Source organism: Pedobacter antarcticus, assembly GCF_900103515.1.
Classification (GTDB): Bacteria; Bacteroidota; Bacteroidia; order Sphingobacteriales; family Sphingobacteriaceae; genus Pedobacter; species Pedobacter antarcticus.
Map to the genome: position 1 here is coordinate 59,786 of NZ_FNGZ01000006.1, position 24,479 is coordinate 84,264.

24 protein-coding genes are annotated in these 24,479 nt (G+C 39.2%); 12 read left to right on the forward strand and 12 right to left on the reverse strand.

Going from position 1 to position 24,479, the window contains the following annotated elements:
* Positions 1–68 precede the first annotated feature (68 nt).
* The 6 genes from BLR53_RS13215 to BLR53_RS13240 all read right to left on the reverse strand — a co-directional run bounded on the left by BLR53_RS13215 (position 69) and on the right by BLR53_RS13240 (position 4,897).
* A complete protein-coding gene (locus BLR53_RS13215) occupies positions 69–1,064 on the reverse strand; it encodes an alpha/beta fold hydrolase (RefSeq protein ID WP_244889520.1) in 996 nt (331 codons plus the stop codon).
* A complete protein-coding gene (locus tag BLR53_RS13220) occupies positions 1,048–1,626 on the reverse strand; it encodes a TetR/AcrR family transcriptional regulator (protein ID WP_074590281.1) in 579 nt (192 codons plus the stop codon). The genes BLR53_RS13215 and BLR53_RS13220 overlap by 17 nt, the downstream gene beginning before the upstream one ends.
* Positions 1,627–1,743: 117 nt before the next feature.
* Positions 1,744–2,658, reverse strand: a complete 915-nt coding sequence (locus BLR53_RS13225; RefSeq protein ID WP_074590283.1) for an EamA family transporter — start codon at positions 2,656–2,658, stop codon at positions 1,744–1,746.
* 36 nt (positions 2,659–2,694) lie between these two features.
* The gene (dapB, locus tag BLR53_RS13230; protein WP_170844852.1) at positions 2,695–3,501 is read right to left on the reverse strand and encodes a 4-hydroxy-tetrahydrodipicolinate reductase; all 807 of its coding nucleotides are present in this window, start codon (positions 3,499–3,501) and stop codon (positions 2,695–2,697) included.
* 6 nt (positions 3,502–3,507) lie between these two features.
* Positions 3,508–3,996 (reverse strand): MarR family winged helix-turn-helix transcriptional regulator, encoded by a 489-nt coding sequence (locus tag BLR53_RS13235; RefSeq protein WP_083332082.1) that lies wholly within the window; start codon positions 3,994–3,996, stop codon positions 3,508–3,510.
* 358 nt (positions 3,997–4,354) lie between these two features.
* Positions 4,355–4,897 carry a VOC family protein gene (locus BLR53_RS13240; RefSeq protein ID WP_037442751.1) on the reverse strand — a complete coding sequence of 181 codons (543 nt, stop codon included), beginning with the start codon at positions 4,895–4,897 and terminating at the stop codon, positions 4,355–4,357.
* Between the two features lie 396 nt (positions 4,898–5,293).
* On the opposite strand from BLR53_RS13240, the gene BLR53_RS13245 reads away from it, so the two are divergent.
* Positions 5,294–6,190: a helix-turn-helix domain-containing protein gene (locus BLR53_RS13245; protein WP_074590285.1), complete on the forward strand. Its 897-nt coding sequence runs from the start codon at positions 5,294–5,296 to the stop codon at positions 6,188–6,190.
* Positions 6,191–6,202: 12 nt separating this feature from the next.
* On the opposite strand, the gene BLR53_RS13250 is transcribed toward BLR53_RS13245, so the two are convergent.
* Together BLR53_RS13250 and BLR53_RS13255 are read right to left on the reverse strand one after the other, a co-directional pair.
* Positions 6,203–7,126: a helix-turn-helix domain-containing protein gene (locus BLR53_RS13250; RefSeq protein ID WP_037442747.1), complete on the reverse strand. Its 924-nt coding sequence runs from the start codon at positions 7,124–7,126 to the stop codon at positions 6,203–6,205.
* 51 nt (positions 7,127–7,177) lie between these two features.
* Complete coding sequence (locus tag BLR53_RS13255) at positions 7,178–8,071, reverse strand: SDR family oxidoreductase (protein ID WP_074590287.1); 894 nt, start codon at positions 8,069–8,071, stop codon at positions 7,178–7,180.
* A 303-nt stretch (positions 8,072–8,374) separates the two neighbouring features.
* Between BLR53_RS13255 and BLR53_RS13260 the strand changes: the two genes are divergently transcribed.
* On the forward strand, positions 8,375–9,349 hold the full coding sequence (locus BLR53_RS13260; protein WP_074590289.1) for an NAD(P)H-quinone oxidoreductase: 975 nt from the start codon (positions 8,375–8,377) through the stop codon (positions 9,347–9,349).
* A gap of 5 nt (positions 9,350–9,354) precedes the next feature.
* Here BLR53_RS13260 and BLR53_RS13265 read toward each other — a convergent pair whose 3' ends face one another.
* The 4 genes from BLR53_RS13265 to BLR53_RS13280 all read right to left on the reverse strand — a co-directional run bounded on the left by BLR53_RS13265 (position 9,355) and on the right by BLR53_RS13280 (position 13,555).
* Positions 9,355–9,933: a YdeI/OmpD-associated family protein gene (locus tag BLR53_RS13265; protein ID WP_074590291.1), complete on the reverse strand. Its 579-nt coding sequence runs from the start codon at positions 9,931–9,933 to the stop codon at positions 9,355–9,357.
* A 71-nt stretch (positions 9,934–10,004) separates the two neighbouring features.
* Positions 10,005–11,534 (reverse strand): hypothetical protein, encoded by a 1,530-nt coding sequence (locus tag BLR53_RS13270; RefSeq protein ID WP_074590293.1) that lies wholly within the window; start codon positions 11,532–11,534, stop codon positions 10,005–10,007.
* Between the two features lie 24 nt (positions 11,535–11,558).
* Positions 11,559–12,998, reverse strand: a complete 1,440-nt coding sequence (locus tag BLR53_RS13275; RefSeq protein ID WP_074590295.1) for a hypothetical protein — start codon at positions 12,996–12,998, stop codon at positions 11,559–11,561.
* A gap of 44 nt (positions 12,999–13,042) precedes the next feature.
* Positions 13,043–13,555: a papain-like cysteine protease family protein gene (locus BLR53_RS13280; RefSeq protein ID WP_074590297.1), complete on the reverse strand. Its 513-nt coding sequence runs from the start codon at positions 13,553–13,555 to the stop codon at positions 13,043–13,045.
* A 203-nt stretch (positions 13,556–13,758) separates the two neighbouring features.
* On the opposite strand from BLR53_RS13280, the gene BLR53_RS13285 reads away from it, so the two are divergent.
* The 10 genes from BLR53_RS13285 (at position 13,759) to BLR53_RS13320 (ending at position 24,437) form a co-directional block, all read left to right on the forward strand.
* Complete coding sequence (locus BLR53_RS13285) at positions 13,759–14,583, forward strand: helix-turn-helix domain-containing protein (RefSeq protein WP_074590300.1); 825 nt, start codon at positions 13,759–13,761, stop codon at positions 14,581–14,583.
* A gap of 111 nt (positions 14,584–14,694) precedes the next feature.
* Positions 14,695–15,912 carry an FG-GAP repeat domain-containing protein gene (locus BLR53_RS13290; RefSeq protein ID WP_083332083.1) on the forward strand — a complete coding sequence of 406 codons (1,218 nt, stop codon included), beginning with the start codon at positions 14,695–14,697 and terminating at the stop codon, positions 15,910–15,912.
* An 86-nt stretch (positions 15,913–15,998) separates the two neighbouring features.
* Entirely contained in the window at positions 15,999–16,160 is a 162-nt protein-coding gene (locus tag BLR53_RS19955) for a hypothetical protein (RefSeq protein ID WP_176763540.1), read from the forward strand.
* A 43-nt stretch (positions 16,161–16,203) separates the two neighbouring features.
* Entirely contained in the window at positions 16,204–16,623 is a 420-nt protein-coding gene (locus BLR53_RS13295; protein WP_074590305.1) for a hypothetical protein, read from the forward strand.
* Between the two features lie 190 nt (positions 16,624–16,813).
* Positions 16,814–17,398 carry a TetR/AcrR family transcriptional regulator gene (locus tag BLR53_RS13300; protein WP_176763541.1) on the forward strand — a complete coding sequence of 195 codons (585 nt, stop codon included), beginning with the start codon at positions 16,814–16,816 and terminating at the stop codon, positions 17,396–17,398.
* 114 nt (positions 17,399–17,512) lie between these two features.
* Entirely contained in the window at positions 17,513–18,103 is a 591-nt protein-coding gene (locus tag BLR53_RS13305) for an RNA polymerase sigma factor (RefSeq protein WP_074590309.1), read from the forward strand.
* An 86-nt stretch (positions 18,104–18,189) separates the two neighbouring features.
* Positions 18,190–19,029 carry a FecR family protein gene (locus BLR53_RS13310; protein WP_083332085.1) on the forward strand — a complete coding sequence of 280 codons (840 nt, stop codon included), beginning with the start codon at positions 18,190–18,192 and terminating at the stop codon, positions 19,027–19,029.
* Between the two features lie 48 nt (positions 19,030–19,077).
* Positions 19,078–19,362, forward strand: coding sequence for a FecR family protein (locus BLR53_RS19705; RefSeq protein WP_176763542.1), 285 nt, complete (start codon positions 19,078–19,080; stop codon positions 19,360–19,362).
* A 152-nt stretch (positions 19,363–19,514) separates the two neighbouring features.
* Positions 19,515–23,069 (forward strand): SusC/RagA family TonB-linked outer membrane protein, encoded by a 3,555-nt coding sequence (locus tag BLR53_RS13315; protein ID WP_083332087.1) that lies wholly within the window; start codon positions 19,515–19,517, stop codon positions 23,067–23,069.
* A gap of 9 nt (positions 23,070–23,078) precedes the next feature.
* Complete coding sequence (locus BLR53_RS13320; protein ID WP_074590314.1) at positions 23,079–24,437, forward strand: RagB/SusD family nutrient uptake outer membrane protein; 1,359 nt, start codon at positions 23,079–23,081, stop codon at positions 24,435–24,437.
* Positions 24,438–24,479 lie beyond the last annotated feature (42 nt).

Below are 24,479 nucleotides of genomic sequence, written 5' to 3' on the forward strand. Positions count from 1 at the left end.
CGCCAATAAAAAATAGATTAATAAAAAAAATTGTTGTAATCCCCTTTATTAATCTATGGAATAAAAGGCTATTTCGATTTTAAAAATTCAAGTATTGCATTTGCAACCTCATCAGGCTGCTCTTCCTGAATAAAGTGACCCGAATTTTTAATCTCCCTTAAGTGTAAATTTTTTATATATCCTGATAAGGAAGTTTTAAGCATTGCAAATCCGGGACTACTACCAATACCCAAGCTTGGTGCTTCAATCATTTTCATTGTTTTTATATCTTGAATATCTTCTGGAAATGCCTGGTACCAGCCATTAGAGCCCATGATAGCATCCTTGGTTTCATAGGCCTTAGCATATACTTTTCTATCAAAATCATTTATACTTTTTTTATCCACCAGCATTTTATCAAAGATCCAAGTCTGAACAATATGAAAACGTCCTTCCAACAAAAGCTCTGGTAATTCCTTTACCTGGTTAAAAGCCACCCACCATGGATGTACAGGCATACCGATGGGCAACATAGGCAGTTGATAAAGATTTTCTTCAGGGTGTGGTGTATCCAGAACAATTAGTTTGTCAGTTTGCTCGGGAAAGTGGCCTGCAAAGCTGATTGCAATGCTTGCGCCGATGTCGTGGCCTGCAATGCTGACTTTATCAAGTCCCAATATTTTAATCAGCGATGCAATGTCGCCAGCCATATTCTTCTTACTATAGCCTTCGGTCGGTTTGCTAGAAGATCCCATGCCTCTTAAATCCACTACGATTACTTTATGGTACTTTGCTAGTATAGGCATGACTTCGTGAAAGCTCCACCAAGTCTGAGGCCAGCCAGCCAGCAATATAAGTGGTGAACCTTCACCACCCATCACATAATGGAGCTTGATTCCATCTAATTGCTGATAATGATTGGTGAAACCAGGCAATAGGCTCACAAGATATTCATCATCATATTGTTCTTTTTGCATTAGTGTAGGTTTTGAATTCATAGATTTTTTGCTTTGAGAAATGCTTTTGGTGCTCACTGCTATCAATGCTAAAAGCAATACAGTAGTAAGCTTATTTATTATTTTCATTTAAATAATCGACTATTCCAATACTTCCTTTGAAAGCGGCCCATGAAAGCTTTTTAATTTCATTTACTGCTACGTCTCCACTCGCTTGTGCGGCTATCGCAATGTCAATCATCCCGCCGAAAAGATTGTAAATCCACGGAATTGGAACTGTGTTTTTTATTGCTCCCCTTTCTTGGAGTGTCGCAATTAGCTTGAACCATTTATCTTTTACGTTATCATAAGCTTCCATTTCCCCATTAACCACATCAGAATATCCACTACGATCAAAAAGCTTTTTAACAAAGGAGTATTCTGTGCCTATAGTCAATGCGGTATAAAACATGTTTTCGATCTGTCTCAAAGCGTCATTGCTACTTTCGTAGGCTTCATTCATAGCTCGGTTACAGGTGGCCATCATTTTTTCCTTACAACATTCGATTAGAGTGTTTCGATCTTTGAAATACCTGTGGATTGTTCTTCTATTTAAGTCCAGATGACTTGCAATCTCATCGATGCTCGCTTTTTCATTCCTGTTCAAGCAGAAAACGGTACCATCAATAATCTTATCTTTCGTACTCTTCATGCCTCAAATATAAGATAAATGTCTCATGCATGTGACATTTATTTGCTATAGTTTGAATTGATTTAAGATTACGACGATTGTGCAAGATATAAATGTGCAATAATTGTGTTGACAACGTTATAGTATTGCCTGATCAGATGACGATGAATTCTGTAGGTTGTTTTTCAATCTGTTCTGTTTCACAAAATTCATCCAGATAATTGCAGAAAGCATAACTGTTATACCTATCAGTTGCTTAATGGAAATATTCTCTCCCAAAATTAAATGAGCCGCTAGGATAGCTACCGGTAGCTCAACGGTCATTAAAAGTCCACTTGTCGGTGCTCCAATTTTAGGCATGCCAATTGCAAATAAGACGGGGGGCAGGATTGTACCAAAAAATGCCAGGAAAAATCCCCATCCTAATAGTTCCATTCCAAAATGATTATCAGATACTAAGGTTGCAAAGTTGAGTAATAATATAGAAATTGCTGAGCCTGTCATGACCCAGGCACTTTTATTTTTCCAGCTGATCTGTTTTCCGAACCGGCTATTAGCAACGATATATACAGCATAAATTAAAGAAGCTGCAGAAACATATAAAACCCCTAATATGGACAATGTAACATCCTGCTGAGTTGCCAACCCACTTGCAAACATTGTTCCTAGTAGAATAATAATGGTTATTGTAATTTCTAATACAGTTGGTTGTTTTTTGAAAATAATCCATTCAATAAGTAAACTCAACCAGGTAAACTGCATTAGTATTACAATAGCAACGGACGCCGGAATGTATTTGACAGATACATAATATAAAAAGGTCGAAATACCAATCGCAGCACCGGTGAAAAGCAACTTAGGAAGTTCAATTCTTTTAACAGGATTTCTTTTCGAAAGGCAAACGATTACCCATAGAACAACTGCTCCAAGAAATGCCTGGATAAAGGAAATTTCAGCGGCATTAAATCCACGGTTGTAAGCTAGCTTTACAAAGGATGTGAGTATACCAAAGCTCATAGCACCGCCCAAAACCATTAATGCGTATTTATTCATTTATATCGCCCTAGCTAGATTAGTTTAATCTTAATTCTATAATTTTAAATCCATTACTGAATCAAGTCCTCTTTTAAAGCCTTTGAAAGTGCTAACTTTTTCAATTGCAATTAGTGCACCTTTCACATAAGGTTCTGCACCGGCACCCGAATCATGTCTTATAGTTAATTTTTCATCTTTTAATCCAAAAATAGCTTCAATGGATATAACATGCCCTGGAAGCCTGATGGAATGCACTTGCACTCCGTCCAGATCAGCGCCCCGGCTTGCTTTCTCCCCAACCAATTTGTCTTCGGAAACATGGACATTCGGTCTGCGTTTTTCAGATAAACGATGTGCTAATTCCCTCGCCGTACCGCTTGGAGAATCAATTTTGTCTTCGTGGGCATAATCAAGAATTTCGAAATTAGGGATATAATTGGCTGCGATTTCCGCAAATTTCTGCAATAGGACAACAGTAATTGCAAAATTTCCTACGGCCAATACAGAAGTATTATTTTCTTCAGTTGCTTTCTTAATCTTTAAATAGTCATCGGCAGTCAATCCTGACGTTCCTATAACTACGCTTTTCCCTTTCTTTATTGCTGCTGCTATATTGATTTTAGCGGCCTCCGGTTTGGTATATTCTACAAGAACGTCAAATTCGATCTCATTAAGTGCTGTTTCAATATTATCAAAAATTGGAATATGTGCTTCGCCTAAATCAAGAATTTCTGCTAGATTTTTGCCCGCATGAGTACGGGATAACACACCTGTCAATTGCATATTTGGATGCCTGAACACCCCTTTGCTTAGTTCGGAGCCGGCCCAGCCCGTTCCCCCCGCTATGAATACTTTAATCATGATGTCTTACTTAGTTTTTAAGTTTCTTAACGTTCTGTCTTTATAGCTGCTTTCTTTAAACTTTTGTTCGATACTACCCAATGCAGTTAGAAATTCGGGGCTGTCTTCTAAAACTTCTTTCATAGTTTGAATACATGCTTCCCAATACTCCTCTAATAATGGCAATGCATCATATGCTTTTGCAGAAAGAGTCAGAATTTGTTTTCGGGAATCTATATCGTCTGTTTTAGCCACTACATATCCCTTCTGCTTCATATTATTGAGGATTTTTATAATAGCAGGATGGGATAACTGTACTCGGTCTGAAATTTCTTTAATATTCAATGCCTCATGTTCTTTTAGCAATAAAAAAATAAGGTGCCAATTAGGTTCAATATCTACGCCTACAGATTTATAGAAATCTTTAGTGCTATATAAGAGCAAGTCACTAAGCCTTTTCAGTCTGCTGGTTAACCCTGCATATTTGATCTCCGATAAAAAGTCATTCTTAATCATAAAATATATAACTGGTTATACAAATATATAAAATAAATGTATAACTGGTTATATATTTACTGTTTAATCTTTAGAGTTTTTTCAGATGAGTGAAAGAAGAATAAAATGATTTTCTTATTCATTCGCCTATGTGAATATCTTCATTCGAAAGCCCTAAAAAAAAACGGTCATTTTTCGGGAATACAGAGTTCACACCCTTGCGTAGCCTAGTTTCCGGGTTTTTTTATTATCAAAATGGGGAACAATGATAATGTCAAATTAGTAACGGCCAGTGAAAATTTCTGAGAAAATAAAAAAGATAAAAACTGGTTCTTCAATATGTCTTCGATAAGTTTTCGAATTCAGGCAGTATCTTTTATTATTCGCCGTCAAAATCGTTGGTGACCAAGGTCGCCATCAGGTCAACACCTGCTTTATTGAAATAAATGATCTCCAGGTAATGACCTAGCATTTCGCGCATGTCGACATAACAATACTTGGTTAAATCTTTTATCCCGGCTGACATTCTCACTTCAAAACCTTTGGACTCAAGTGCCGCTATAGCATTGTTATAACCGTCTAAATCATCATCGTAACGCACTCCAACATGGTGAAATTGCAAATCAAATTTATCCTTTGATAATTTTTCACCATAAAACTCTAAAAGCGGACCTCCTGTTGGCTGGATAATCTCCAGATCGAAGTTACCGCCATTTGCCCAGGCCGCATGGAATTTGCAATCGGTTGTGGTTTGTCCTTCAAAGACCTGGTCAATTGGTACAAGGTCACGTATTACCATGAATTTTGGAATGTCAAATTTTGCCTTTAATAAATCTTTAGCCTTGTCAAAATCATTGGTTACCCAGCACATTTGGAATGTTTTCGCCCAGATGTCCGTAATGGGCATTAAGTCGTTTTTCATAAGTATGATGTTTAAATATTATACAATTTACCCATCAACCTACACCGGTAAAAATTATAATATTGTCTGATTCAAACAATTTATTGATAGAATCAAATATTCTATTAAAGATTTAGTTTGTATTTACACTAGTGGCTATAAACATTTATCAATATGAATTGAGTAAGCATTATATCTGTAATTTGCTCCAGATAATAATCTGAATTAGTTAAAACCAGTTGTTCCTGTTTATACTAAGAAATCACTAAATTACTTGTTGATTATTAGTGTTTTATAGATACGCCCAGGCGTAAAACTGGCAGACGTCCGGATGTTAAAAATTCTTGATTACAATGTTTTGCAAACAGGTATCCGTAACTAAATTACCCCCTGAATAATACGTAATATCAATGCCTTATGAAACAACGGGAAACCCTCGAAGATTTTTTTGAGGAAAAACTTAAACGCGATGTCTGTTCTCTGTCGTCGGATGAAGTTCAGTTTAACTTATTGACTTTTGCCGACTGTCTTGAGAAAAATATCAGATACAGGCGTCGCGATTATTTTAAAGTAACTTATACTACCGGACACCACATCATTCATCACAGTGACAGAAGTTACGAAGTGAATGGGCCAACAATGGTCTTCTTTAGTCCAGAAATACCCTATACTATCGAAAGCCCGAACTACTGCGAAAAAAACAGCCGGTATTTCATTTTCAGGGAAAGATATTTTAGCGAATATTTTAGGAGGAACATCAAAGATTTTCCATTTTTCAGCCGTACGCATAACGGTGCTTTTGCTTTAGACGATGCGCAAGAGAAAAAAGTCGCTATGCATTTTGAAGAAATGCAACAGGAACTCGCTTCTGACTATATTTTTAAACATGACCTGATCAGGCAACATATCGCAGAACTCTTACATATGGCTTTAAAGCTTACGCCGGGGCATAGTGCACTTGAACATGTAGACGCAAATGTCCGGCTAACAGCAGTATTCACAGAACTTTTGGAACGTCAGTTTCCAATAGAACCACCATTCAAACTGCGCTTTGAAATGAGGTCGCCCGGTGATTATGCGCAAAAGTTAAACGTTCATGTAAATCATCTTAACCGCGTTTTAAAACTTACTACAGGAAAAACCACATCCCAGCATATTTCAGAGAAGATGGCGGTTGAGGCAAGAATATTATTAAAGCACAGTCAGTATAACATTTCAGAAATAAGTTATAGTCTGGGCTTCACTAACACTACTCACTTTAACCATTTTTTTAAAAGGCAAACGGGATTTTCCCCTAAAACCTTCAGGGTTTAATTAGTTAGCACCTCAGTCAATGGGGGTGTGAAATTCTCTGAATTTGAGGGGCGATAATTTTGTTTTTAATTTGAATAATTTGCTAAATGATTGTGAATGTTCGAAACCTAATTCGTAAGCGATCTCACTGATGGACATATTAGTAGAACCCAGCTTCTCTTTAGCTTTCGCTATCAGTTTCTCATGAATGTGCTGCTGGGTATTTAAGCCGGTCATCAACTTTAGAAGTGTACTGAGATAGTCAGACGATAAATGCAATCTTTCCGCTAAGTGATGTACTGTAGGCAGGCCTCTGGCAGCAGCCCGACCATTGAAATGATCTTCTAACAACACCTCCAATTGATCAAGTATTTGATAATTACCCATTTTACGGGTGATAAATTGGCGGTTATAAAATCTATCAGCATAATTTAGCAGCACTTCAATATAAGATACCACTATTTGCTGACTGAATTTGTCAATATTCTGTTGGCATTCCTGACGTATATTTTGCATGGTGCCCAGTATAATTTCTTCTTCTTTTTGCGATAAGAAAAGTGCTTCCCGAACAGAATATCCGAAAAATTCGTGACGTTTTATTGTCTTCGCCAATGCCATGTTCCATAAAAAATCTGGGTGTACCAGCAAGATCATGCCCGATTTTTCAGCATTTTCATTTTTCGATTCGATTCTGAAAGCCTGTCCCGGAGAAATAAAAAACATCGTACCCTCATCGAAATCATAGTCTTGTTGCCCGTAAATGATTTTTGCATCCAGATTCCTTTTTAATGCAATGAAATAGAAATCATTTACCCAGACAATATCATTATTTTCAGGAGAAAATTTAATCAATGAATAATCAAAAAGGCTGACCAAAGGATGTTCTGGTTTAGGTAATCCCCTAAGGCGGTGATATTCCTGAATAGATTTGATTCTGGTAATTTGTTTATTTAACATAATTCGGCCCTTTTATTATCAATACTATTTTCATAATTGATCGGATTGAAATCATGAGTTAAAATAAATGTCTCCATTAAGATCGGCAATAAGTCCTGGCATAACCGGCTGCCACCCTAACGATTTCTGTGTTATCTTGCTTGAAGCATGAATGTCCATAGCTGCGAAGTGCGCAAAAGTTTCAAAATGAGTTGCTGATTCTTCTTTGTTTTTCGATACTACCGGAACATTCAGTCCTTTGCCAATTGCCTCTGCGATGTCCTTAAACAAGATACCTTCTTCACTTACGCCATGATAACGGGTACCGCCTTTGGCAGTCTTTTCAAGTGCCAGCACAAATAATTTTGCAGCATCTAAACGGTGAACTGCCGGCCAGCGATTGCTTCCTTCTTCTGTATAAACGGAAATACCCTTTTGACGTGCAATCTTTATAAGCATAGGAATGAAAGCATGATCGCCTTCACCATGCACTGACGGAGACAGGCGAACTATTGAAACGTTGACGCCCCGGGCAGCCACAGCATCTACAGCCTGCTCGGTAGCAATACGCGGGTTTTGTCCCGCTGCTGGTATTTCTGTTTCATCCACTAAACGACCGCGGGTAAGTAATCCAATTGCCGAGGTAATGATCATGGGTCTCTGCGAACCGGCGTAGACATCGCCGAAAGCTTCAATTATCTTGCGGTCATTTTCCGAACTTTCTTTAAATTTAGAAAAGTCGTGGTTGAAAGCTGTATGGATTAAACCATCGGCAGCGGCTGCTCCATTTTTCAGACTTTCCAGGTCTGTCAGATTACCACGATGGGACTGAACACCGACAGCCGCTAAAGCTTTATCTGATTCTTCATTTTTAGAAAGACCGATAACCTGATGGCCTTTTTTGATTAATTCCTGAACGACGGCCGATCCTACAAAGCCGGTAGCTCCTGTTACAAAAACTTTCATAGATAATTATTTATTTGAGATGATGATACAAATATCCGGATCAATTAAACGTCGGGGTTAGCCAAATCCCGGCATCTTGTAGCCAAAAACATAAATGATGTTAATGCTGTCATTTATGGATAAAACTACCATATTATTGTGTTAGATAATTATAATTGGTGGGGGTCCCAATTTTCCTTTCTTCACTGCAAAATGGTTCTTATCGAGTCAAAATGAATTTAAATTGAAACAGTATTTTTGAGTGGCTGTTTCTGATAGGTAAGATCACATTTTTATTTAGCATTAATTTAAAAAATACCTGATATGAAAGCAATCGTATATAAGCAGACCGGTGGTCCTGAAGTTCTGGATTGGAATGAATACCCAACGCCCGTACCTCATGCAGATGAAGTGCTTATCCACGTTAGAGCGGCCGGAGTTAACCGTCCCGATGTCTTCCAGCGTAAGGGAGGTTATCCTGCACCGGCAGGTGCTCCTGCGAATATTCCGGGTCTTGAAGTGGCAGGAATCGTTGTCGGCTGCGGCCCCTCTGTAAAGGAATGGAAATTAGGTGATGAAGTCTGTGCCTTGTTAAATGGCGGAGGGTATGCAGAATATGCAATTGCCAGGGAAGGTCAGTGTCTTCCAAAACCTAAAGGGCTCGATTTTATTCAGGCAGCCAGTCTGCCAGAGACGCTGTTTACCGTTTGGTCTAATATTTTTGAGAGAGGAAATCTTCAGCCGGGAGAGAAGTTATTAATTCACGGTGGCAGCAGTGGAATCGGGATCACAAGTATCCAGCTGGCAACTGCTTTGGGTTTTAAAGTTTATGTTACGGTGGGCAGTGAGGAAAAAGGGCAGGAATGTTTAAGTAAAGGAGCAATTCGTTTTGTCAATTATAAAACGCAGGATTTTGCTGTCGAATATGCGCAGGAGGGTATTGATGTGATACTGGATATGGTTGGCGGAGATTATCTGAATAAGAATGTGAATATTCTAAATCCAGACGGGCGGGTGGTGTATATTAATTCGATAAAAGGTGAGGGAGTTTTAGACCTTGCAAAGGTGATGGTTAAGCGCTTAATTATAACCGGTAGTACACTTCGAAGCAGACCATACGAATTTAAGAAAAAACTGGCCGGGGAAATCTATAAAAATGTATGGGCGGTTATTGAATCAGGTAAATTCGTTCCCGCAATATTTAAAACTTTCCTTATTTCCGATGCAGCAGATGCTCACCGTTTAATGGAAAGTGGCGAGCATACAGGGAAAATTGTATTAACTAACCTGGCTGACTGAAAGCGTTAATCGTTTAACCCTTTACCGCTGAGAATTTGAGGTATATATTTCTCAACTCTTGCCTCACGGGTTTTGGGCTGTTTTGCTGCGGAGAAGTGTAGCAGATAAGCCTTTTGCCTTCCCGGAGTTAATGCATCGAATGCTGCTTTTAAAGCAGGGATCGTATCTAATTTACTTTGAAACTCATGAGGGATAACGAATTCTTCTTTCGGTTTAAAAATTACTTTTAAACCGGACTTTTCAACTTCTATAGCTTCATAAATATACGCCTTCAGCATACTTTTTAGCTCGACTATTTCCCGGACATCGCTAAAGCGGATCTGCCGGGCCGACTGCGTATTTTGTGTTTGCTGGATTAGAATACCTTTCTCATCATTTAACAATACACCCTTGAAGAACAAAAAAGCACAGTATTCTTTAAAAGCATGAATCAGGACGATGTTGTTATTCTGAAACGTATAACATGGAACGCCCCATTTTAATTCCTCGGCTAGTTGGCAGTCGAGTGCAATCATTCTCAATTGCTCTTGTTCTTCCTTCCATTTTTTTGCCTTATTAAAATAAAAATCAACTTTAGGATTAATATTCTTTTATTAAATGAAGTGGTTTTGTGCCAGCTTGATACTAATATACGATAATCAGCACAAAAATTAGCTCAGTTGTCCCAAGACAATGTTGGGTCGGGAGCCGGACATCCGGGAACTTTATTGCATATAAAAGCAAGAAGCTCAATTTCTGAACTGGTGGCAATTGTGACCGGTGGCGCTGGTGCAGTATTTTCTGGCATTTTAATACCGATCGATGCGATAGTTTTTGGTGACCACTGAGCTTTGTAAAATCTTGATATGGCTGGTTTAGCTAAATTTGCCGTCTTCATGAACCGTGAATTAAACTTGATTTTTTGAGCTGATATTAATCTGCTTTCATCAGGAAGGGTTCTTTCTTTTAACAGTATTTCTTTTGTTTTAAAAAGCTGTTCATTCCTCTTTTTAGTAATCAAGTCAGTTTGTACCAGCATGGTCGTCCTTACTGAGGGCTTAAGTTTTTGAAATAGGAAATCAAATAGTCTTATTTTGCCTCCGGGTTCTATCGGCGCAGTACTTTGTGTTTCGACACTTAGTTTTCTTATGAAAATTATTTTTTGCGGAAAGGCTGGTAAATTACCACCTCCCGTCCCATCGGAAAGGGGAGGCGATGCTGCCGGGAGTTTCCAGAATGGCTGCAATAAAAAGTCATTATAATGCAGCCATTCGCGGATAATATCCACAACAGTGTATTCAAAACGGACGGTACTGATGTCAATGTGTTCATCATTTATTTCGTATAAGTTTTTAAGTCTTTCCGGAGCTTGTCGGACTAAAGACTGCACTTCAGATCTGTCTAAACTTATTTCATGCCATCCTGTTTCATCTTCGAAAAAGTTGACTGGAGAAAAATATGTCGGTATGTAATTTAATTCATTTGCCAGGTGATCGATTGACGTCGCTTTGGTGAAAAGTTCATATTCCAATTTCAGATCCGCAATTGTTTTAGTTGGTGATGCCGCAGAAAGAGCAAGAAAATCACCAAGGTATTTTTCCACCTGAGACCTTTTACCTGCGGTTTCCCAGTTTAAAAGGTTTCTTTCAATATCCGTTTTTAGCGTTGATTCCTCATTGATCCATTTTGTTTTGAGCTCTTCTGCACCGTCTCCGGTTGCGTTTTTATAGGCTAATTCCCGGTTTTTATATTCGCTGATTGCAATTTTATAAAGCTGTTCATACTTGTCGTAGTTGGCCAGATAAGTGGTTTGCTCACCACTTTCAAGTTCTATGGCCTGATTTAAAAATGCTATCGCTTTCAGAAATCGTTCTTCCTGTTCCGGCCCGCGTGTATTATTCGCGGGTATCGCGTATTTCAGCGTGTCATAGTATACGTCCTCCAGAGCGGCTGAACTAGGTTTTATAAAATCATCGACTTCAGAAACAAAATTAAAAGTATTAGCAAAATCAAACATTTTGATCGCTGTATCAATAGGACCGATACCATACTTATCCGGCTGCATAAAATAAAAGTTTTCTTTCGCCACTGGAAATGATCCATTCTGAAAAGCCAGAAATTTGTTTGTTTCTTTATTCCCTTGTTTGTCTGTTTCAAAGATCAACTTCAATTTTGTAATTAATGCAATTGCTACAATCGGTGTCATATGATATCGTTTTGATAAATATTGCTAATCAAATTTGGCATTAGGGTCGGGATTAGGACATGTGCCTACCAGGCGGTTGACGAAACCCAGTAATTGTATGCCTTTGCAAGAAATACCCTGGCCGGTATCCTCCGAATGAAAATCATGGACTTCTTCGCCACGGGAGTAACCGCCTTTTAATCGGAGCGGACCCCAGCCTGCAGACGCGCTTGCATTAAACTGACTGCGAAAACTACTTCCTTCCCAGGCACTTTTGTCAAAGGTAATTTCAAGATCCTTTGCAAAAATGGCATTTGTAGAGTAGGCTATAAAACTTCCGTTTGGAGGATTTCCTCCATCAGATAGCTGTGGGTTTCCAAATGACCATGTTCCCGGATCGAGTTTCCATCCCCGGCAGGAAAAAAGTTCTGTACCGAACCACGGCCGCATTATTTTTACCTGGGTCAATCCAAATTTCATTGAATAATGAGAAGTCTCAACACTGTTATGTGTCTTTTCAGTTTTACGGTCGGCCGAGGCTTTTGCACCCCAAAGACCAAAGTTCGCACCTCCGCCAACATTCCAGGCGTTGGTCGTCTTATCGGAATGACTTGTATATTCATTCTCTGAAAATGAAAAATCCATCCAGCTTTGTTTATAAAAATTAGCGGGGTATAAACGTACAGGGTGGAAAGTAAAGTCAATCATAGATTCTGTGAAAGCCGCCCGTTCGTAAACATCCCGTAACTCTGCGAACCACGATGCCATACTCCGTCCTGTAACCTGAGCGATATAGGCCTGCATGTCTTCTACCTCATTTTTATATCCGGCACCTGTCCAGCTGTTCATGGATGCTTTAACCTTATTCCGGTAGATTGGTGCATTAACCGAGAAATCCATTACAGCCGTTTTGTCATCGCTTGTAGCCGCATTTATACGTTTTAAATTATATAAAAGTGCAGCTTCCTCATATGCATACATTTTTTCGGTATAGGCTTGAAGAACAGGTCCTTCAACAACACTGCTTTTTACTTCATCTGTAACCAGGTTCTTCTCCTCTTTGATGGTGTAAAGCAGTTTTTTAAACTTATCCATCTTTTCCTTTTCTGTGTCAGTGGGCGAGAGGTTGGTGACCTTGGCGAACTTTAAAATATTTCCATAGATTTTACTCAGCCTTTCCTGACTGTTACGATCCATAGTCTGGCTCTGATCTGCATCGTAAATTGCGGTAGGATCGGGTACCAGGTCAGAAAACATAGCGAAATCTGCCGCCTGCATAACCAGTTTACGAACTTCGGTGGCATCTTTTCCGTTAAACCCTTTTTCTAAAAATTCAAAATCACTCTCTGAAAAAGGCATTCCCGGCATAATCCAGGACACGAAATTATTTCTGTTTGCAGGAGCATAATCATCACCACCGGTGATTATTTCATTAAGTTTTCCAAGTGTTGCCTTGATTAAATCATCACTATTAAAAATTGCCATTTTGCTTTTTGTTAAGTGTATATTCGGTTAGTTGGGATCGGGAGTTAAAAGTGCATCACCTGGATACGGGGTGCACCATCGACTGCCTCAAACTTTGAAGCAAAACTTTCAAAGGATTCGCTGTATTCACTTCCGGTGCCAGGGTCAATGATATTTAGTGAGACATTTCCGAAGCCATCAGTTTCGATACCATTAATGACGCGGGCGTGAATGGCGAAAAATTCACTTTCATCCTCATCGTCAATAGCGATGACGGGGCCGTAGCTGACCAGTAAATTGTAGATTCCTTCAGGAGAATAACATTGAGGATATTCTATCGTCATTCCACTGGCCGAAGCGAAATCTTCATGGTCTTCTGCGGAAAGTCCTTCCCGGCTATCAAAGAGGTCCCGGTACTTCTGACCTGCAATGTCCATTGCTGTTTCAATTGTATAGCTTTGCTGATCCCTCCATGACAGGAGCATGGTTGCAACAGTAGCCCAGCAGGCCATTCCGTTTGGCTGCTGAATGGGAGAGATATATCCCTCCACCTGATAATTGTTGATCGTGGTTGACATAGTTGAAGGTGTTAAAGGTTGATTGTTTTATAGATTTTTGAGATAACTAATTCAAATTTAGTTGCTTATGTAACCTGAAACATAGTACAAATGCGACATCTTATCTAAGGAGGAGTCTTTAGGAAGATGGCGGTGTTTTTTTGGTTACTTTTAATTATTTGTTTCGTAACTTGTTTATTATCAGTAGTATTCATTATGTAGTTATGTACCATACATTTTATGAACCTCAACCTGCCTTACAGGAGTATATCAGTGGGATTTTCGTGCTTGATATAGATTTTACTTTGCCCGGAAGCCTTTCTCCAATCTATACCTTTGTTCCATCCCATACGCGTTTCATCTGTTTTTATTTGCATGATCAGGTCAAAGTGAGAAAGCAGAATGGTGAATTTATTGCCCGTGAACGTGCAATAATTATAGGGCCGCAACTAACGCCTGTTACACTGGATTTAGGTAAAAAGCATCAGACTGTAATCGTCGTTTTAAAGCCCTGTAGTATGTATCGCCTGCTTGGAGTGCCGCTGGAGGAAATCGTAGACAGGGATTTTGATGCCAGACTTATTTTGGGACGTGAAATTGATGAAGTCCTGGAAAAGTTGATGGAGGCCAGAACCGATCAGGATAAAAACGAAGTGGTTCAGAATTACTTTCTTTGTAAGCTCTCCGAGCTAAAACCCGCCCTGCCTTTTGATCCGGCAATGTTACAGCAGGTGAATGCTATGGGGAGTTTGTCTATGGATTATCTGGCTTCACAATCATGTCTCAGTGTAAGGCAATTCGAACGGAAATCACTGGAACGTATAGGGCTTCCTCCAAAATTGTATGCCCGTATGATCCGTTTTACGAATGCTTATAGATTTAAGGAAGACTTCCCTCATATTACCTGGAATGAAATTGCATACCGCTTTGGTTATTTTGATCAGATGCATTTTATCCGCGATTTCAAATATTTCGCAGGGTTTATCCCGCATTTGCTAAAGAAAGAAGATTTAGCCACATCCGTACGCTTTCAAACCCTCGCGAACTAATCTGGTAATACCCGATGCTTCTTTAATTAATATTATAAATTATTTCTTTATTTGCCATAAATTCTTATCTTGTAGGATACTATTGTTTATGAACCGCTAGATCTTCAGCTTATGCAGCATTCTCTATTTCGAAAATTCTATACGATCACAGCTACCTTGTGTTTGGTTGTAATGCATAATGCCATTTCGCAAAGTACAGAAACAAAATATTTCAATGACGTTACAACAACTCATTTACCCATAGATGCAGATGCACATACTTTAGATGTAGTATTGGAAGATGTGAATGGAGATGGTCATTTAGACGCGATACTGGCCTTAGAGTCTCTGCCTAACCGGCTGTATCTGAATGATGGTACGGGAAAATTTATTTGGAAAAAGGGCGTTTTTGCCAAAAAGTCGCATGATACCGAGCATGTGCGTGCAGGAGATTTTGACAAAGACGGACACTTAGATATTATTTTCGTCGCAGAAGATGATCAGAATCATGAATTCTATCTGGGTAATGGAGACGGAACCTTTAGAAATGTAAGCGAACGACTGCCAGCGAAAAGTGAAGCGAATGGTTTGGATATCGGAGATGTGAACGGAGATGGTCTGTTAGACATTATCGTTGGAAATACAGGGCCAACACCGCAAAATCTTTTATGGATCAATAATCCCGAAAAACCGGGTCACTTTATAGATTATACCAGGAAAGGTTTACCTGCAATCCGCACAGAAACACAGTCCGTAAAGTTATCAGATTTGAATGGAGACGGCTTTCTGGATCTGATAGCGGGGAACGAAGTTCCTCCCAATCGTTTGTTTTTTAACGATGGAAAAGGACATTTTACTGAACATCCGGAAAAGCTGGATTTACTGGCCCCGTTACATACCAGGGAAGTTCTAACTTTCGACGCCAATGGCGATGGGCACCCCGATATCTTGTTTTTAAACCTTACAAGCAACGGCGGTAAGTTTGAGAAGGATCCCACCACCCGTCTGCTGATTAATGATGGTAAAGGGAATTTTAAAGATGAAACGGCAAAAAGAATACCTAAACAAACTTATTCGAGTTATGCAGGTGCAATTTTTGACTTCAATCACGACGGTTCCCCGGATATTATCTTAAGTGCGATCAAAATACCTCCATTCGAGGCAATGCAGGTGCAGGCATTACAGAATGACGGTAAAGGGAATTTTAAATTGGTTACTGATCAGGTGATTCCTGCTTCTACTGTAGGCAGAAGCTGGGGGATTGCTGTTGGGGATGTAAACGGAGACGGTAAGCCGGATATTTTTATTGGACAGTGGGGCACACAGGCACGGCTACTTTTAGGGAAGTAATCATAAAGACTACTTATTTTGTAGGCTTTATTTATTATGCCTATATTAGAGCTAATTAGTGTATGGTTTAACATAAATTTTATGTGATGTCAATTTATCTGGAATTCCCCGCCATCGAACATTATCCGTTGTATACCGATCCATACAGGAGTGACGATCAGATCTATTATCCTGAAGAGACTGAAAAAGTTATTGTTGAGCCGGATACACCCAGTCTGCATGATTATCTGACTTTAAAAGCAGTTTAATCATGCCGGCCATTACAAAGCTTGTTACGCTAAAATATATATTATGAAAGCATTTGTAATGTTTACTGGATTATTGATTTTCATCTTGCCGGCATGTAAGACCAATCGATACACCAACGGTAGAAAAGTAGGGAAGTGGGTTGAACAAAATGTGGTCAACGGGCAGAACTATAAGTTTATTTATCATTATAAAAATAATGGCAGAGAACGGGGAAACTGGAAATATTATAGGAATGATACACTAACAAGTAACGAAAAGTACCGCGGGAATATTAGCCATATTAAGATTTATCACGATAACGGAAAAATTTCCACGCGTGGTAAAGCCAGGACAGATGCATCAGACCCAAAACAATTTCATTGGTTTTATATTGGAGAATGGAAGGTTTATGACCAAAATGGAAAGTTGGAATACCTGAGATATTATGAAAATGGAGAGCAGATGAGAGAAGTCAAACACTAAAAAAATGAATCTAAGGATGCGTATAAGTTAAATATGTTAGTTGGCTGACCGTTCCAGCGCATCTGGGGGCTGATTTAATATTTTTCTTTTGTAATTTACGACGTTTGACATTTTTAGGATCGGTCAGTTCATTTTCTGCATCGATACCTAGATGTTACGGAGGGAAAATATGAGTGTAAAGTATGAAATAATGAATGTTGCTATCCGCCTTTTTGCACAAAAAGGGTATATGGCTAGTTCAACCAGAGAGATTGCATTAATGGCAGGGGTAAATTTGTCAATGATCAATTACTATTTTAGCAGCAAGGAAAAATTATTGGAAAATATTGTGGCATCCAATACCAGCGATCTGATTGAAAAAATAAAAGATGTGGTGGAGCTGGAGATTTCTGAACTGGACAAGATCCACAGCCTGATTGAAATATATGCTTTTTATATTCTTGGAAATGATGAAGTATCAAGGATCTTATTTCAAGAGCAGCTAATGAGTAGTTATGTTGAAAACATAAAGGCACTGCAAAATCTCGACGACGCAAACCGAAAGTATTTTACCGAAATTATTGATTCGGGAAAGCAAAAACTGATTTTCGCATCCGATACTGATCCGGGGTTCCTTTATCTTTCTATAATCGGAACGGTACAGCAGTACCTCATCCGTACCCGATCCGATCACAAAGCGGTTTCCGGTAATCAAACTGCCTATTCAGAAGCAGAGATTAACGACGTAGTTGCTTACCTTAAAAAGTTATGTGACGGAATCTTATTAGCACGATAAATTTTCATTATTAGTGTTCTTCCATTTCCTTCTAAGTTTATTTGCTATCTCAATTTATATATTATAATATATTTTATATATAATTGATCCGTTCTATAAGAACAGCAAATTTTTATGCGCGTCAATCCATTTCCAAATGAGCAATCTGTCTTGATAAAGATTGCAGCAGGGGATCACCAGGCATTCCGGGAGGTATATGATTTCTATTATCAATCTATATACAAATACGCACTGCACCTGTTAAAATCTGAATTGCTTGCCGAAGAAATTATACAGGAAACTTTTTTGAAAATATGGATAAACAGACTCCGTCTGCCCGAAATACTTAACCTGGAAAGTTATCTCGTCACTATCGCCAGAAATCGTTCACTGGACATTCTGCGCCAGTCAGCGCTCCGGTACCGAAAGGACCAAACTCTTAAAAACACTTTTGAATTCAGTACCAACGAAACTGAGGAGCAGATCATTTTAAAAGATACCCGGTTGATACTTTCTGAAGCTATTGCACAACTACCTCCACAGCAAAAGCAGGTTTATGAGCTGTGTAAACAGCAGGGTTTAAAATATGATGAAGTTGCTAAAATTATGAATCTCTCACCCCTAACGGTACAATCATATATGAAAATAGCATTGCGTGCTATACGGGAATATATGGACAAGAACACCGACATTATTATCATGGCAATCATTTTAAAATTATTTTAGACCTCAGTACCCCCCTTTATCTTTTGCGCCCGTCTACCTCATAAATGCATAGGAATTCTTTCCGTTGCCGGATAAATTAATCTTAGATGGATAGAGAGAGAGTCGCTTATTTATGTGCGGGTTATTTGAATCTGGAAGCTACGCGGGCGGAACTGATGGAATTTGAGGCTTTGCTGCTGGACAGTGAGGCTGAAGAGTTTTTGAAGGTCGCATTGACGGATGCATATTATCATTTACCCTTGGAAAGATATAAGGATCTGTCTCCAGAAAGAGCTGCTTTAATATTCGATAAGATTAAAGACCCCATCACGCCGCAACGAATTGCCAAATTAAAGTTCATGTGGAGTGCAGCGGCTGCCATGCTAGTTATCGGAGGAAGCCTGCTTTTGATTAATAAGCCCAATACACAGGAAACAAAAAATACAACGGTTACCCATGAAATTACTCCTGGGAAAGAGGGAGCAACCTTAATCCTGGCCGATGGGCGTAAGATCTTACTTTCGGAGGCATTAAAGGGCGAGCTGGCGAATGAATCTGGTGTAGTGATATCCAAAAATGCAGCTGGAGCTTTGATATATAGCGTTCGGAATACTGAGGGAAATAAAGTAGTGGCTAAACCAAAAAGTTCCTATAATACGCTTTCTACCGCAAGGGGTGAACAGTATCAGGTTCGCCTGCCCGATTCTTCATTGGTCTGGCTTAATGCGGCATCTGAGTTGAAATATCCATCTTCTTTCAATACCCTCAAGGAGCGCAGGGTAGAATTATCCGGTGAAGCTTATTTTGAGGTCGCCAAAAACAAGAAACAACCTTTTGTTGTACAGGCTGATGGACAGGAAGTTAAAGTTCTTGGGACACATTTTAATGTCAGCAGTTATAGTGACGAGCCAGATGCCATAACGACTTTACTGGAAGGTTCTGTATAGATCTCAGGAAATGGAGAAGTTAAAGTTCTTAAACCGGGAGAGCGTGCTGTGCGGACAGGGAACCAGATTAAAGTTTCCGAAGCAGATCTCAGCGAAGACATGGCCTGGAAAAATGGAGACTTCTATTTTAATAATGTGGGTATCGCAAGTATTATGCGTCAGATTTCCAGATGGTATGATGTAGACATCATATATCAGGGAGAATTAACTGATGAAAAGTTTTACGGTACAATCTCAAGAAGTAAAAATATCAAACAGGTACTGAATGTCCTGGAAAAAACAAAAAGTGTTCACTTTAAGGTTGAAGGAAGGAGGGTCCTGATTATGAAATAACCATACCCTGCATATAATCCATATTGTAAAAACCACCCCAACGCTAATTGGGATGGTATAGCCTGGATAGAAAAATATTAAATATTTCATTATTGCGAAGAGCTGAACCACCTAGAAATGACTGGCTCAACGCATCAATCCAAACTAAACGAATGTACAGATTTTATCGTAAAGATCCTGTCATGCCTCTGCGCAACAGGATTATAAGGAGGTTAATTCGCGGGATTAACCTCACCACTTTGCTGCTTATTACTTTTATAGTGCAGGTGAGTGCAAACTCTTTTGCACAGAAAATTAGCCTTTCCGCGCGCAATAAGCCACTAGTGCAGGTAATTAAAGAGATCAGGTTGCAAACTGGTTTCGACTTTATGGTCACAGCGGGAGCACTCCGCAATGCCAGGCCGGTTACTATAAACGTAAAAAATGTTGAATTATCCGAAGCGCTGAAACAAATTTTCACCGGAACTCCACTCGATTTTGTACTGGAGGAAAAGAGTGTAATTATCTCCATCAGAAATGAGTACCCGATTTTCTGGAAAGCCGATAAAGACATTATTGTCAGCGGAAAAGTTGTGGATGAGAAGGGAAATGGCTTGCCCGGAGCTACTATAAAATTAAAAGGCAGCGAATCTAAAATAGCGATTACTACATCTGGAGACGGTAATTTCTCGGTGAATGTACCTGGCGAAAATGCAGTCCTTATCATTTCATATATCGGCTATCAAACCAAGGAGGTGAGTATTTCTGGAGCAGATGTTAATCTGGTCATTAAACTGGAGCAAGCTTCTGGAGAACTTCAGGGTGTAACCGTTGTTAGTACCGGTTATCAGGATCTGCCAAAAGAGAGAGCGACAGGCTCTTTTGAGAAAATAGACAATGCTTTATTAAACCGGAGTACAGGTGTCAATATTCTAAGCCGGCTGGAAAATGTAACACCTGGTTTATTGATAGACAGGAGACAGAATTCTACCAGGGCACCTGGGCTTGGGCAGGTAACTATACGTGGTCTGAGTACGCTTACGCAATCTATGGCGTCTCCCTTATTGATTCTGGATAATTTTCCATATGAGGGCGATTTGAATAATATCAATCCAAACGATGTAGAAAGTGTGACTATTTTAAAGGATGCAGCTGCGGCTTCGATCTGGGGCGCGAGAGCTGCTAACGGGGTTATTGTTATTACGACAAAAAAGGGGCAGTACAATAAAGCTGCGGCCGTTTCTTTTACCAGTAATGTCACTATTCAGGATAAACCGAATCTGTTTAAGCTCAATACCATGAGCAGTAATGATTATATCGACCTGGAAAAACTTCTGTTTAACAAGGGGTTTTATGATTCAAATATTGAAAACATCTGGACCCAACCTTACCTGTCTCCTGTCGTGGAATTAATGCTTCAGGCAAGACAACCAGGAGCAACTATCTCCCAGGCAGAAGCAGATAAGCAAATTGATGAGTTCCGTAATCAGGACGTGCGGCGGGACTATATGAAATACATTTATCGCAGGAGTATTGCACAACAATACGCGTTAAATATTAATGGCGGTGGCGATACGTTCAGTTATCAAATTTCTGGAGGGTATGACAGAAACAGGTTTGATGTAGTTCAAAATAGGAGCGAAAGAATTACGCTGCGTACGGGTTTTACCTACAGACCTATTAAAAAATTGGAATTTGATTTCAATACAATGTATACCCAGGGAAAAGATAAAAGCCCCGGGACTTACAGTGACATCACATATGCTCCTTTTAATACGCTTCCCTATATTAGATTGGCTGATGATAATGGAAACCCTGTTGTCGTTGGTAAAGAGATTAACAACAGATTTCTCGACAATGTCGATCCCCGGTATTTAGACTGGAGGTATAGACCTTTAGCGGAACTGGAAGCCAGTTCTAATCAGGTAAATGCATATAATTTTTTAATGAATATTGGTGCAAAGTATCAGCTTTCCGAAGTTTTTAGTGCCAGTGTGAAGCACCAGTATACCAGAAGTATTTCGGAAAATCGAAACTGGGAGGGCCCTGAATCTTATTATACAAGGAATCAAATAAATTTGCTTACAGAATTTAATGGCGATCAGACGATACGCAATTTGCCAATAGGAGCGATAATGGCCAGGAATTCAGATGCCGGCAGTTCTTATAATGTACGCGGTCAGGTCAATGCAAATAAAATATGGGGTACAAATCATCAATTAGATGCGCTGATCGGAATAGAGCAGAGTGAACAAGTTAAAAGATCGAACAGTTCAAACGTATATGGTTATAGCGATTTGCTTTTGACATCTGCGGATGTCGACAATATCACGCAGTTTATTTCGCCATTGTCATCATTTGTAAACATGCCTAGTGGTGTTTCATTTTCCGAACAGCGTTATCGCTTCATCTCCTATTTTGCTAATGCGGCTTATACTTTCAATCAACGGTATACAATTTCCGCAAGTGCCAGGAAAGATGAAGCTAATTTATTTGGGGTAGCTACCAATTTACGCGGAGCACCATTTTGGTCGGTAGGTTTAAGCTGGAATCTTTCGAAGGAAAAATTCTATAATTTTGATTTAATACCTGAGCTAAAACTTAGAGCGACATATGGTTATCAAGGTAATACTAATAAAAATTTATCTGCTTACAGTACAATCAAATATGCAGGAAACAATGATTTCGTAATTAATCTTCCTTACGCAAATATTATTAATCCGGCTAATGATCAATTAAGATGGGAAAAAGTCGGAACCTTGAATTTAGGGGTAGATTTCGCTATGAGGAACCGGGTAATTTCCGGTAGTATTGAATATTATTCGCGATCTGCTAAAGACGTACTGAATAGCACACCTTTAGATTACACTACTGGATTTTCCTTTGCAACTTTCAATAGCTCAAATTTAAAAGGCACCGGTGTAGATATTAGTCTCCACTCCAATAATCTGACCGGTAGTTTTAAATGGGCTACCGATATTTTCTTTAATTATAATAACAACAAAGTAACTAAATATACACCGATAAGCAACAGCTTAAATAGTTACCTAGGACCTGTTCTCACCATACCTAGTGGTCTAATGGTTGGAAAGCCGGTATTGTCTGTGTTTTCTTATCCATGGGCTGGGCTGGACCCGGAAACTGGAGATCCACTCGGATATCTCAATGGGGAAAAGAGTAATGACTATGCAGCTTTGACTAATATTAATCCGGATCAGTTGGTGTACCATGGGAGCGCGGCACCTGTATATTCAGGTTCATTTCGCAATACTTTTACGTATAAAAATATAAGTATCTCAGCTAACATAATCGCGAAATTGGGTTATGTTTTCAGGCGAAATAGTATCAATTATACTGATTTGTTAAATAACGGTGGTACTAACCCTGTAATAGGGCATTCAGACTATTCATTGAGATGGCAGAGGAAGGGCGATGAATTATTAACAAGCGTACCTTCGCTAAAGTATCCTAATGACCCATTGCGCGATGAATTTTATACAGGGGCATCAGTTCTGGTTGCCAACGCAGGTCATATCAGGCTTCAGGATATAACGATTAGTTACTTGCTTAACAAACCAGTATCGTCATTGCTCAATATCAAATTGTTTTTGAATATGAGTAATCTAGGTTTAATCTGGAAAGAAAACAAAGTTGGGCTAGATCCCGAATACTACAATAGTTATTCTAACCCCAGAACAATTGCAATTGGTATTAATTCAAATTTTTAATTAAATAACATGAAAAGATATATAACTCATATATTATTGTTTGTTTCGATTGCCGCAGTTTTTTCTTGCAAGAAGTATCTTGACGTCAAGCCAGATAAAAGTCAGGTGGTGCCAGTTTCATTAGACGATTGTCAGGCTTTGTTAAACAATGCAGGAGTATTATATACTCTTTATCCTTCTACTGCCGAAATCTCATCAGATGATTATTATCTGACGTCAGAGGTCTGGACATCTTTGCCGAATTATCGAAGAGAGCCTTATTTGTGGCTAAAAAATTCTGATGTAATTTATACGGATTGGGCAGCAGCATATAGCAAGGTGTTAGTTTGTAATCAAATCCTTGAAGTTCTGGATAAAATTGTCCCTACTCAAAATGAACAGCAGCAATGGAATCGTATTAGAGGCGCAGCTTTACTATTGAGGTCAATGTCTTTCTTTGGCTTGGCACAGGTCTTTGCACAACCTTACGAAGCCAGTACTGCCAGACAAAATTATGGTATCCCGATCCGGTTAACACCAAACTTAGGTGAAAAGACAGATCGCGGTACACTGCAAGACACTTACGACAGGATTGTAAAAGATATGACTGAAGCGATTTCCTTACTGCCATCGAAACAACTAGTTAGCCTGGCAGATAGATCTATTTCGATGCCCGCTAAAGCTGCGGCATACGCAGCTTTAGCCCGGGTATTTCTAGTTATGGATAACTTTGAACAGGCATTTATAAATGCTGACTTAAGCTTACGGGAAAAGGGCACTTTAATGGACTATAAAACTATAAATGCTCAGCCCACTTATCCAATACCAAGATTCAATGTGGAAGTTCTGTATGAAACCGGGTGCAATGCGTTAGTCCCAATTACCTATGGTATTGTCAACCCCGAATTGTACAATTTATATGAATCAGGCGACTTAAGAAAAACACTATTCTTTCGGAATAAGGGAAATGATACCTATCAATTTAAGGGAACATATATACCGGGAACTATCTTCAACGGTCTTGCCACAGATGAAATGTACTTAATCCGAGCGGAATGCGCGGCCCGAGCTGGTCAGGTGAGTAACGCGCTTGTTGATTTAAATACGCTAAGAATGAGTCGTTGGGATACTACATACGTCCCTTTGACTGCTAATGATGCAGACGAGGTGTTAAAAATGGTTTTAACTGAAAGAAGACGTGAATTATTATTCCGCGGTTTGCGGTGGATGGATTTAAGAAGGTTAAATAAAGATTCACGTTTTGCACAAATTCTTACTAGAAGCTTGAATGGTCAGGAATATACCCTGCCACCACGCGATCTAAGGTACACTTTATTAGTGCCAAGGGAGGTTCTAGAACGAGTGGATATTCCTCAGAATCCAAGATAATCGGTTTACATAACTCGAACTTATCCTCTTTGAAAGGGAGTT